Raw genomic sequence first — 12,472 nt, 5'->3', positions numbered from 1 at the left:
AAGTTTATAAAAAAATACAAGGTATAGAAGAAAATCTTATAGATGATTTTATGAATAAATATAATATAGATGAATCATATAGAGATTTCTTTAATATAGAAAAGGTTTCAAATATACAAAATTTTATTAATAACCTTAATTTTGAAAGTAAAGAATATACACCAAGTGAAGAAAAAATATTTAGAGCACTTGAAATGAAAGTTGAAGATATAAAAGTGTGTATATTGGGTAAAGATCCATATTTCCAAAAAGGAGTTGCAACAGGACTTGCATTTGAAGTAAATAAAGATTCTTGGAATGATGAAAGTATAAATACTTCTTTAAAAAATATTTTAAAATTGATATATAAAACTTATACTGGTGAAATAAAAGATATTAACTATATTAGAAAAATGATAGAAAATGATAAATTTAAAATATTAGCACCTAGTCTATTATTTGAAAATTGGATGAAGCAAGGAGTGTTACTTCTTAATTCCTCTTTAACAACATTGGTTGGAAACTCTGGTATGCACCATAAGTTTTGGACACCTATTATTAAAGAATTGATAGAATATATTAGTTCTAAAAATAATAATATTACATATCTATTATGGGGAAATGATGCAATAATATTTGAAAAAAATATTTTGAATGGTAATATAGTAAAACATAATCATCCTGCAATAGTAGGTAAGTTAGATAATCCTAATGATTTTATGAATGGTAAATCATTTGAAGCTACTAAAAATATAGTTAATTGGAAAGGGATATAGTATGTCTACATTATTTGAATTATTAGAAGATGATATTGCAGACAAGTATAAAAAACTAAAAGAAGAGATAGAAAAATATAATCATTTTTACTATAACTTAGATCAAAGTTTGGTAACAGATTATGAATATGATATGTTAATGAAGGAATTAATAGAACTGGAGAAAGAGTATCCTTATCTTAAGGATAAAACTTCTCCAACTGCTCTTATAGGAGGAGTTTCTAGTAATAAATTTAAGAAAGTTAAACATAATAAGGCGATGCTAAGTTTATCGAATACATATAACATGGTAGATATAGAGAATTTTGATTTGAGAGTAAAAAAAATTGTAGGTAGATCTGTAGACTACGTTTTAGAGTTAAAGCTTGATGGTTTAAGTATAAGTTTAATTTATGAAAAAGGTATTCTTAAACAAGGAATCACTCGTGGTGATGGGAGTATAGGAGAAGATGTTACTGAGAATATTATGCAAATATCTTCTATACCTAAGAAATTAAATAGTGAAATTGATATAGAAGTTAGAGGAGAGATAGTATTACCACTTTCAGAATTTGTAAGAATTAATAACGAAAAGGAAGAAGCTGGAGAAACGGTATTTGCAAATCCTAGAAATGCAGCAGCAGGAACTTTAAGACAATTAGATAAAGATATAGTTAAAGAAAGAAATCTTGATTGCTATATTTATTATTTAATAGATTTTGATAAATTTAATATTAAAACACATATTCAATCTATAGAATTTATTAAAAGCCTTGGATTTAAAACAACAAATGTATTTGAAAAATGTGAAAATTTAAAACAATTAGAAGAAAGAATCTTGTATTGGGATATAGAAAGAAAAAAATTAAATTTTGAAACAGATGGTATGGTAATAAAAGTTGATGATTTTTCTTTATATCAAGAGTTAGGTTTTACGGCTAAATCTCCTAGATGGGCAATAGCGTATAAATTTATGACGGAAAAAAAGGAAACAAAACTATTAGATGTTTCATATCAAGTAGGAAGAACTGGAGTTGTAACACCAGTTGCTGAGCTTAAAGCTGTTAATTTATCAGGAAGTATTGTAAAAAGAGCTAGTCTTCATAATTTTGATGAAATAGAAAGATTAGGATTAAAAATAGGAGATATTGTTGTTGTTGAAAAGGCAGCAGAAATAATACCACAAGTTATAGGAGTTAATATTGATAAAAGAAAAGGAAATGAGAAAGATATAGAAATACCTAAATTGTGTCCCTCTTGTCAAAGTGAATTAGAAAAAGAAAGAGATATAGTAGCATTAAAATGTAAAAATGATAATTGCCCTGAAAAAGTTAAGAAAAAAATAGAATATTTTGTAAGTAGAGATGCTTTAAATATACAAGGATTAGGTAGTAAAATAGTAGCTAGATTATTAGAGTTAGGTTTAATTTCTGATTTTTTAGATATATATGAATTACACAATCATAGAGAAACTTTGATAGGACTTGAAAAAATGGGGGAAAAGAGTGTTGATAAATTATTGGAAAATATAGAAAAAAGTAAAACTATTTCCTTTGATAAGATTATATATTCTTTGGGAATAGATTATGTAGGTAAAAGTGCATCTAAAGTATTAGCTCAAAACTTTAAAAATATAGATAATTTAATAAATGCTAAATTAGAAGAATTGTTAAATATAGAAGGAATAGGAGATAAAGTTGCAAATTCTATATTGAACTACTTCAAAAATAATAAAAATTTTGATATAATATACAGGTTAAAATATTATGGATTTAATTTATCTTATGAAGAAGAAGTAAAAGAATATAATTTTTTTATAACAGGTTATAGCTTTCTTGCTACTGGTAAGCTAAATACTTATACAAGAGATGAAATTAAAGAAATAATAATTAGAAATAACGGAAAATATATTTCATCAGTAAGTAAAAATTTAGATTATTTAATCGTGGGCGAAAAAGCTGGTTCAAAACTTGCTAAAGCTGAAAAGTTAGGTATAAAGATTTTAACTGAAGATGAATTTATAGAAAAACTAAAGAAATAAGGAGAATTTATGGATTTATTTATTCCAAAAGACTATAAAACTAGTCTTGATATTATGCAAACAGAAATTGCAATAAAAGAAGTAAAAGATTTTTTTGAAAGAGGACTTGCAGATGCTTTAAATTTAACTAGAATTTCAGCACCTTTATTTGTAGTAAAATCTACAGGACTTAATGATAATTTAAATGGTGTAGAAAGACCAGTTGCTTTTGACATGAAGGAAGATCCAAATTTAAATATCGAAATAATACATTCTTTAGCTAAATGGAAAAGACTTGCGCTTAAACGTTATGGAGTTAAGGAAGGTTATGGAATATATACAGATATGAATGCAATAAGACGTGATGAAGATCTTGATAATACACATTCTATATATGTAGATCAGTGGGATTGGGAGAGAGTTATAACTCCTGAAGATAGAGCAAGAGGGTTAGATTTCTTAAAAGAAATAGTAACAAAAATATATAAAGTATTTATTGCAACAGAAGCGTATTTAAATATGAAATATCATGAATTAAAAACTTTATTACCTAATGATATATATTTCTTAACATCTCAAGAGTTAGAAGATATGTATCCAGATTTAACGCCTAAACAAAGAGAAAATGAAATTACTAAAAAACATAAGGCAGTTTTCTTGATGCAAATAGGTAAGTTTTTAAATAGTGGAGAAAGACATGATGGTCGTGCTCCAGATTATGACGATTGGGATTTAAATGGAGATATATTAGTGTGGAATGATATTTTAGGAACTTCATTTGAGTTGTCATCTATGGGTATAAGAGTAGATAAAGAAGCGTTAAATAAACAATTAGATAAATTAAACTTAAATGAAAGAAAAGAATTAGACTTCCATAAAGCTTTATTAAATGATGAGTTACCTTTAACTATAGGTGGTGGAATAGGTCAATCAAGAATTTGTATGTTCTTATTACAAAAAGCACATATAGGAGAGGTTCAAGCTTCAATTTGGTCTGATGAAATAGAAAAAGCATGTAAAGAAAATGGTATAAATTTATTATAATAAAAAGGAGCTTTCGCTCCTTTTTTGTTTTATTTATTATTATGGAATATTACATTTGATTCAGTATAAGATTCAAATGAAGGATGATCTTTCATGAATTTAATGAAACTTTCAGCATCTGGTATGAAAGTATCAGTAGGTTCAGCAGATTTATCTTTAGATAATCTACCAAATGTTGCATAACCATCTTTTCCTCCAGCTATATATGCATTAGTACCTACTATATATTTTTTATTCATATTTATAGGTACCCAAGAATTTGTAGCTTTATCAAATACTTCAACTTTTATTATTCTCTTACCATCAGCATCAGGTTTTTCATTAGCTTCATATCTAATATTTGCTCCGTAAGGGAAAGCTCCTGTTGAACCATCAACTAAAGCAAATTGTAAAGCATCTTCTAAAACTTGTACTATTTCTTTACCAGGTATGTTAAATGTAAATAATGTATTACCAAATGGTAAGAATGTATATGCATCATTAAATGTAATATCTCCAGGAACTATATCAGCTCTAACTCCTCCTGCATTTTGTATAGTTAAATCAACATTATGCATTTGATTTAACATAGTTTCAGCAACAAATCTAGTAGCTACTGAACCTTGAGGATTTGAACCATCTCTTCCAGGTATTCTATTAGCAGATCCTCCAGGCATTGTTGCACCTTTAATAGATCCAACTACTTGTTTAGAAAGTAAATCTTTTTCAGCCTTAAATTTAGCTAAAACTTTAGAAGTTTTAGGATCTTCTTGAGCTATACTAATAGATTTTAATGATTTTAATTTATTGATTGCATCTATTCTTTCTTGACCTTCAAGTTCTGCCCATTTTCCTTCTTTATTTCTAGCTTGTAATTTATCTGTATGCATTAATACATAAGGATTATTTCTAGTTATACTTGCTATTCCATCAGCTGAGAATTTAATTCCTAAATCTCCAACAAGTCCAGAGTAGCACCAAGCTTCTACAACGTATACAGGTTCACCATTTGGATTATTAAATTTAGTAGGATATTCTTGTACAACTGGAAGTCCAAGTCCTCTTAATTCATCATTACCATATAGATAGTGAGAGTCTCCTGTTATAATAATATCTATATCATTAACTTTTTGAGCAATTTCAAAGTTTTTTTCAGTTCCTGCATGAGATAATAATATTATTTTATTAACTCCTTGAGCTTTTAAAGTATTAGCCATAATTTGTGATGTTTCTATTTCATCATAGAATTTAACATCGGCACCAGGACTTGAAGAATTAATAGTTTTTTTAACAGTGTCTAATCCAATGATTCCTATTTTTTCTCCATCAACTGTTATGATATCATAAGGTTTCCATTTATCATAAAGTATAGAACTTTTATCAGGTATTACGTTTGCAGATAATACAGGTATTTTTAAAGGTTCTAATAATTTTAATAATCCTTCATTTCCAGCATCAAATTCATGATTTCCTAATGTGAAGTAATCAAATTCACCTTCATTCATAACGGCAGCATCAGCAGAACCACCAAATAAAGTAAAGTAAAGTGTTCCTGTAATTGCATCTCCAGCATGTAGAACTAAAGGATTTTTTCTACTTTTCTTCAATTCTTTAATTTTATGGTTTACAGCTGAAAATCCTCCAATGTTTACTTTAACTTGTTGACCATTTAATTTTATTCTATGCTCAGTTGGTTCTAAGTAAGAATGGTGATCGTTAATGTGGATTATACTTAATTCTACACCTTTATGTTTAACAGCTTTAGGTGTTGTTTTAACAATAGCTGCGTTAGCTGTAGTAGCAAGGGCAATTGCCATTGCACTAGCAATCATTTTTTTGTTCATAATTTACGCTCCTTAATAAAAAATTCTATGTATAATTTAATATATACCATCAATTAGGTTTTTATATGTATCTACTCTTGTATCAATATTAGTATCTTCTAAAGATTTACGTGGTGCTTCTATGAAAGAAAAATCTTCAATTTCTACACCTTCAAAGTTTTTGTTAAATATACCATGTGCAAGAGCTAAAGTTTGTTTAGTTTTTAAAGTGCCAGAGATAGTCATAACTCTAACTTCTATTTGTTTAAACTTTTTTCTTCCTGGATAATCTTTTAAAATTTCTTTTTGAATTTCTTTTAATACATCTTTACTAGATAAATTATCATAAACATTTATTTGTTTTTTATCTACTATTTCTTCAAGTTGAGATAATAGAAAATTAGCATTTCCATCTTTGTTGTTTATAAATATTTTTGCATTAGCATTAGCATGTGCTGCAACTAATAATTTTTGAGTTTCCTCATAAATTATTTTTTCATCATTAGTTGAAACTGGTTCAAAATAAATATATTGAATTATTTTTGGAACCAAATTTTTATCTGATTTAAAAATTTTTACAAAGATTTTTTCAACAACATCAATATGTTTCATGAAATTATCTGCTTCTTTTTTGTCGATTTTGTATAGTTTACTCTTAAGAGAATTAACATCTTTTTGCTTATTAGCTATTGAGTATGCAAGTTTTGAACTAACAATTTCAAAGTTTTTTTCATCACTTTTATTTAATTTAATATTATTGAAATCATTTACACTTGAAATAGCAATGCTTGATAAAGCAAATAACATTAAAAATTTCTTCATATATATCACCTCTTTATATAAGTATACAATATTTTTATGAAAAATCAAGATGAGAGCACTTTAAAATATTTATAGTTATTAAAAAAATATTCGTTAATAACTAAAAAGTAATTATGAAAATATATTTTTTTATTTAAAATCTTTGCTGATTGTTCTAGGATTAAATTTTTATTTTACAACTTTTACTTATTTTATTTTTAAATATAACTAAAATTTAGAAATAAATAACTTTATATTTAAAGTTTTCCTTTAATTCTTGATTTATCCCTTGAAATATGCTATATTTTAAGGGGAAAAAGAAAATATAAGGGAGAAAATTAATGAGAAGTTTTGATTATTCTATAATTAAAGATAAAAAATGGGATTCAGAAGTGCTTGGTTTGGTGGCTTCAATTTATAGATATCAGGGCAAACAGGAAATTTATTTAAAGGAAAAACCAAAGGAATTAAATAAACTTATAGAAATTGCAATGATTAAAAGCACTGAAGCTTCAAATGAAATAGAAGGAATTGTAACAACAAGTGTAAGATTAAAAAAATTGGTAGAGGAAAAGACTACACCAAGAAATAGAAATGAACAGGAAATTGTAGGATATAGAGATGTACTTAATATAATTCATGATAGTTTTGATGTTATTCCTATTTCAAAGAACTATATTTTGCAAATGCACAAAATTATGTTTAGCCATATGAATAACCCTATAGCAGGACGAACAAAAGATGTACAAAATTATATTGGTATTACTTATTCAGATGGACATACAAAAGTCTTATTTACACCACTTTCACCTTTTGAAACTCCTGAGGCATTAGATAAGATATGTGATGAATATAATAAGGTTATAGGTAATTTAGAATTAGAACCTCTTATTGCTATACCTATTTTTATTCATGATTTTTTATGTATTCATCCATTTAATGATGGTAATGGTAGAATGAGTAGGTTACTTACGACTCTTTTGTTATATAGAAGTGGATTTTATGTAGGTAAATATATATCATTAGAGTCTTTAATTGCTAAAAATAAATCAGATTATTATGATACATTGAGACAGTCAGGATTACATTGGCATGAAGAAAATGAGGATGTATTACCATTTGTGAAGTATATATTAGGAATAATTCTTGCAGCATATAAAGAGTTTGAAGATAGATTTTCTATTGTAGAAGAAAAACTTTCTGCAGTTGAGCTTGTAAGAAAAGCAATTTTACATAAACTTGGAAGGTTTACTAAACAAGATATTAGAGAACTTTGCCCATCATTAAGTGTAAGTTCAATTGAAGGAGCATTAAGAAAATTATTAGCTGAAGGTGAAATTAAAAGAGAAGGTGTAGGAAGAGCGATAAAGTATATACGATTAAAATAAAAAAACTTAAAAAGAATTGTGTGTTAATGACAATAATAAAATTAAGGGTAGGTATCTATTAAAAATAGTTGTTTTGGGATATTTAAAATATCAATATTGATGTTAAGTATATCGAGTTTAATATTAAATATGATACAATATTATTAATATTTAGATAAAATTAGATTCTGTAGGTTATAGTGAATGTGTTTTATAAAGCATAGTAAGCGTATTGATGTGATTATTGATCTATAACTTACAATTGATATCGCCTTAGAAACTTATATTAAAAAAGGTTATATAAGAGAATATAATAATCAGAAAAAGGAGGGGTTCATAAATGACTAAGGGTAAAAAAGACCATATTTCTGCAAAGGGATTTTCAATTCAAATTTATACTGAAGACTTTAAAAATGACTATATAAGTCTTACAGATATTGCAAGATATAAGAACAGTGAAGAGCCTAATGTAGTTGTTGCAAATTGGATGAGAAATTATAACACAATAGAGTATTTGGGGATATGGGAGCGGTTAAATAATCTTGAATTTAACCCCCTCGAATTCGAGGGGTTTTTGAAAGAAGCAGGTAGTAATGCATTCACTTTATCTCCTCAGAAATGGGTTAACACGACAAACGCAAAAGGAATATATGTGAAGCTTGGAAGAGGTGGTGGTACTTTGCCCATAAAGATATTGCATTTAAATTTGCTTCGTGGATTTCAGCAGAGTTTGAGTTATATATCATTAAAGACTATCAAAGATTAAAAGATGATGAAAACTCAAGACTATCATTAGGTTGGAATCTTAATCGAGAAATTTCAAAAATCAACTACAGGATTCATACAGATGCAATTAAAGAGTATCTCTTAAAGGATCTTACCAACGAGCAATTATCTTACAAGTACGCAAGTGAAGCAGATATGTTAAATGTTGCCTTATTTAACAAAAGAGCTAAACAGTGGCGTGAAAAAAATCTAGATTTAAAAGGTAATATGAGAGACTATGCAAGTTTGAACGAGTTACTGGTACTTGCAAATATGGAAAGCTACAATGCTGTTTTAATTAGTAAAGGTATGGAACAAAAGGAAAGAATGGTAGAACTTAGAAAACTGGCTAGAACACAACTACTATCCTTAGAAAAGCTAAACTCTGCAAGGCTTAAAAGTTTAGAGAATAATACTAAGAAATAAAGGGGCATAAATTATGAAATGGATACTAAAAATAATCTTATTTACAATCGGTATATTATGAAGTATCCGAACATCTTTTATGTCATTATTGCTTAATATAGGAATGACTTTACTATATCTATTAATGATATTTTACATTATAGGAGCAATCGAACGCTTATAAACAAAGAAACATTAATAGTTATACAAGCAATAGTTGTAGTTTTTTATTAAGTTTATATGGCTTATAAATGATAGGGTGATATTGTAATAGAATTTATTAAATTAATAAATGAGATAATATAACAAAATATAACAAAAAAGTAAAGGGTGATGATTAGTGGCAGAAAATGAAGTAATACAAAGAGCAGAATTACAAAGAAAAATATGGAATATAGCTGATGCTTTAAGAGGGTCAGTAGATGGTTGGGATTTTAAACAATATGTATTAGGAACATTGTTTTATAGATTTATTTCAGAAAATATAGTAGAATTTTTTAATTCAGCAGAACATGAATCAGGAGATTTAGAATTTGATTATGTAAATTTATCTGATGAAGAGGCACTGCAAGATTTTAAACCAGGAACAGTAGAAGATAAAGGATTTTTTATACTACCAAGTCAACTTTTTCAAAATGTAGTAAAGAATGCTAAAAATAATCCAAATTTGAATACAGATCTTGCAAATATATTTAGAAGTATAGAAAATAGTGCAATAGGTTATCCGTCAGAAGATGATATAAAAGGATTATTTGATGATATAGACACTACACATAAAAGACTAGGAGAAACTGTTGCAGAAAAAAATGCAAAATTAACAGCTGTTTTACAAGGAATAGCAGATATAGAATTTGGTGATATAAAAGATAATTCAATAGATACATTTGGAGATGCTTATGAATATTTAATATCAAATTATGCAAGTAATGCAGGTAAATCGGGTGGAGAATACTTTACACCTCAATCAGTATCAAAACTATTAGCAAGAATAGTAATGGAAGGAAAAGAAAGAATAAATAAAGTATATGATCCTACTTGTGGAAGTGGGTCACTACTTTTACAGATGAGAAAACAATTTGAAGAACATATAATAGAAGAAGGACTTTTTGGTCAAGAGTTAAATATTACAAACTATAACTTAGGTCGTATGAATATGTTTTTACATAATATTAACTATAATAACTTTTCTTTAAAAAGAGGAGATACATTAATAAATCCATTGCATATAGATGAAAGACCATTTGATGCTATAGTATCTAATCCACCATATTCTACAAAGTGGGTAGGAGATGGAGATCCTACACTAATAAATGATGAAAGATTTGCACCAGCTGGGAAACTAGCACCTAAAAGTAAGGGAGATTTAGCATTTGTATTGCATTCACTTTATCATTTATCAGATAGAGGACGTGCAGCTATAGTATGTTTTCCTGGAATATTTTATAGAAAAGGAGCAGAAAAAACAATATGTAAATATCTTGTAGATAATAATTTTATAGAATGTATAATACAATTAACAGATAATCTATTTTATGGAACATCAATAGCAACATGTATATTAGTTCTAGCAAAGAATAAGACAGAAACAAAGACATTATTTATAGATGCAAGTAATGAATTTAAAAAAGAAAGTAAAAATAATATTTTAGATGAAAGAAATATACAAAATATATTAAAAGCATTTAAAGATAAAAATGATGTAGAATATTTTGCAAGATATGTAGATAATTTAGAAATAGTAAATAATGATTATAACCTATCAGTATCAACTTATGTAGAAAAAGAAGATACAAGAGAAAAAATAAATATAGAAGAATTACATAAAGAGTTAAAAGAAGTAGTAGCAAAAATAGATGTATTAAGAAAAGAAATAGAAGATATAGTAGAAACTATAGAAAAAGAGGAATTATGATTAAATACTTGGAAAAGCTATTAAATGGAAGAGAAGTAGAGTGGAAGAAGTTGGGGGATGTTTGTGATTTTCAAAATGGTTTTGCATTTAAAAGTAATTTATTTAAAGAATATGGAGAATCTATTTTACGGATAACTAATATTTCTAACGGTATCATTAATGAAGAAGATTTGAAATATTTTTTTATAAATGATTATAAAGAAAATTTAGATAATTATATTGTAAATAAAAATGATATTGTGATTGCAATGTCAGGAGCAACAACAGGTAAAATTGGTATAAATAATACAGATAAAAAATTTTATTTAAATCAAAGAGTAGGAAAATTTATCCCTCATAGTACAAAATTAAATAATAGATTTTTATATCATATTTTATTAAGTAAAAGTTTAGAAATATTACAAATTTCTTCTGGAAGTGGGGCACAACCTAATTTAAGTACAGAAAATATAAATAACTTGATAATTCCAATTCCCCCATTGGATATACAAGAAGAAATTGTGAGGGTGTTAGATAAGTTCACAGACTACACTAAAGAGCTAACTAAAGAGCTAACGCTAAGAAAAAAAGAATATAATTATTATAGAGATTACTTATTAAAACTTGAAGATGAAGTAGAAATTGTAAAATTAGGAAATGTGGTAGAGGTGTATGATGGAACACATCAAACTCCTAATTATAAAACAGAAGGAATACCGTTTATAAGTGTAGAAAATATAGCAGATATATATAATACAGAAAAATATATTTCAGAAGATGATTATGAAAAAAATTATAAAATAACACCACAGATAGATGATGTTTTTATGACAAGAATAGGAACTGTAGGAAAATGTGCAGTTGTTACCCAAAATAGTCCATTAGCATATTATGTATCGCTTGCACTGTTAAGACCTGATAAAAATAAAATAAATAGTAGATATTTAAAGCATATAATAGAAAGTCAAGTTGGTAAAAAAGAATTGAATAAAAGAATATTGCATACAGCTATACCGATAAAGATAAACAAAAGTGATATAGATAAGCTTGAATTTCCTTTACCAACACTAGAAATACAAGAAAGAATAGTAAATGTATTAGATAATTTTGAAAAGATATGTAATGATTTAAATATAGGATTACCAAAAGAAATAGAATTAAGACAAAAAGAATATGAATATTATAGAGAATCTATCTTGACAAACATAGGAAATAGAATTACGCTAGAAGACAAGACAAGACAAGACAAGACAAGACAATATAATATAATCAAAATTTACCAATATATCTATGGAAGTGTTATTGTTGAGGGAGATAATGAAATTAAAGTGTATAATGATGGGGTAAATTTTGATTCAAAAAATAATAAATATTATTCAATTGAATATAAAAAATTAGGAGATATTTGTGATTATGAACAACCTAATAAGTATATAGTTTCTTCAAAAATGTATAAAGAAGAATATAATATTCCTGTATTAACTGCTGGAAAAACATTTATTTTAGGTTATACTAATGAAGAAAAAGGAATATATGAAGCAAGTAAAAATTCAGTAATAATATTTGATGATTTTACAACAGATAATAAATGGGTTGATTTTGATTTTAAGGTAAAATCATCTGCAATGAAGATAATAAGTTCT

Annotated in this window: 10 protein-coding genes; 8 read left to right on the top strand and 2 right to left on the bottom strand. The window is 26.6% G+C overall.

Going from position 1 to position 12,472, the window contains the following annotated elements:
• From ACWYO2_RS02560 to asnA, 3 genes are all read left to right on the top strand, one after another.
• On the top strand, positions 1 to 755 hold a 755-nt coding region (locus ACWYO2_RS02560; RefSeq protein WP_455514928.1), incomplete at its 5' end, for a uracil-DNA glycosylase.
• Between the two features lies 1 nt (position 756).
• Complete coding sequence (gene ligA, locus ACWYO2_RS02555) at positions 757 to 2,775, top strand: NAD-dependent DNA ligase LigA (protein ID WP_455514927.1); 2,019 nt, start codon at positions 757 to 759, stop codon at positions 2,773 to 2,775.
• A 9-nt stretch (positions 2,776 to 2,784) separates the two neighbouring features.
• Positions 2,785 to 3,798: an aspartate--ammonia ligase gene (gene asnA, locus ACWYO2_RS02550; protein ID WP_455514926.1), complete on the top strand. Its 1,014-nt coding sequence runs from the start codon at positions 2,785 to 2,787 to the stop codon at positions 3,796 to 3,798.
• A 29-nt stretch (positions 3,799 to 3,827) separates the two neighbouring features.
• On the opposite strand, the gene nadN is transcribed toward asnA, so the two are convergent.
• Together nadN and ACWYO2_RS02540 are read right to left on the bottom strand one after the other, a co-directional pair.
• Complete coding sequence (gene nadN / locus ACWYO2_RS02545; RefSeq protein ID WP_455514925.1) at positions 3,828 to 5,621, bottom strand: NAD nucleotidase; 1,794 nt, start codon at positions 5,619 to 5,621, stop codon at positions 3,828 to 3,830.
• A 36-nt stretch (positions 5,622 to 5,657) separates the two neighbouring features.
• Positions 5,658 to 6,422: a hypothetical protein gene (locus tag ACWYO2_RS02540; RefSeq protein WP_455514924.1), complete on the bottom strand. Its 765-nt coding sequence runs from the start codon at positions 6,420 to 6,422 to the stop codon at positions 5,658 to 5,660.
• A 320-nt stretch (positions 6,423 to 6,742) separates the two neighbouring features.
• Here ACWYO2_RS02540 and ACWYO2_RS02535 point away from each other — a divergent pair, with 320 nt between their 5' ends.
• The 5 genes from ACWYO2_RS02535 to ACWYO2_RS02515 form a co-directional block, all read left to right on the top strand.
• Positions 6,743 to 7,789, top strand: coding sequence for a Fic family protein (locus tag ACWYO2_RS02535; RefSeq protein WP_455514923.1), 1,047 nt, complete (start codon positions 6,743 to 6,745; stop codon positions 7,787 to 7,789).
• 319 nt (positions 7,790 to 8,108) lie between these two features.
• A complete protein-coding gene (locus tag ACWYO2_RS02530) occupies positions 8,109 to 8,534 on the top strand; it encodes a KilA-N domain-containing protein (protein WP_455514922.1) in 426 nt (141 codons plus the stop codon).
• Entirely contained in the window at positions 8,417 to 8,959 is a 543-nt protein-coding gene (locus tag ACWYO2_RS02525) for a KilA-N domain-containing protein (RefSeq protein ID WP_455514929.1), read from the top strand. The genes ACWYO2_RS02530 and ACWYO2_RS02525 overlap by 118 nt, the downstream gene beginning before the upstream one ends.
• A 319-nt stretch (positions 8,960 to 9,278) precedes the next feature.
• A complete protein-coding gene (locus ACWYO2_RS02520) occupies positions 9,279 to 10,850 on the top strand; it encodes a type I restriction-modification system subunit M (protein ID WP_455514921.1) in 1,572 nt (523 codons plus the stop codon).
• Positions 10,847 to 12,472 (top strand): restriction endonuclease subunit S (locus ACWYO2_RS02515; protein WP_455514920.1); only part of this gene is annotated, 1,626 nt, incomplete at its 3' end. The genes ACWYO2_RS02520 and ACWYO2_RS02515, both read left to right, overlap by 4 nt.

The organism is Pseudostreptobacillus sp., assembly GCF_977040545.1.
Note: the sequence above shows the minus strand (reverse complement) of the source record. Positions and strands in the feature narration are given on the sequence as shown.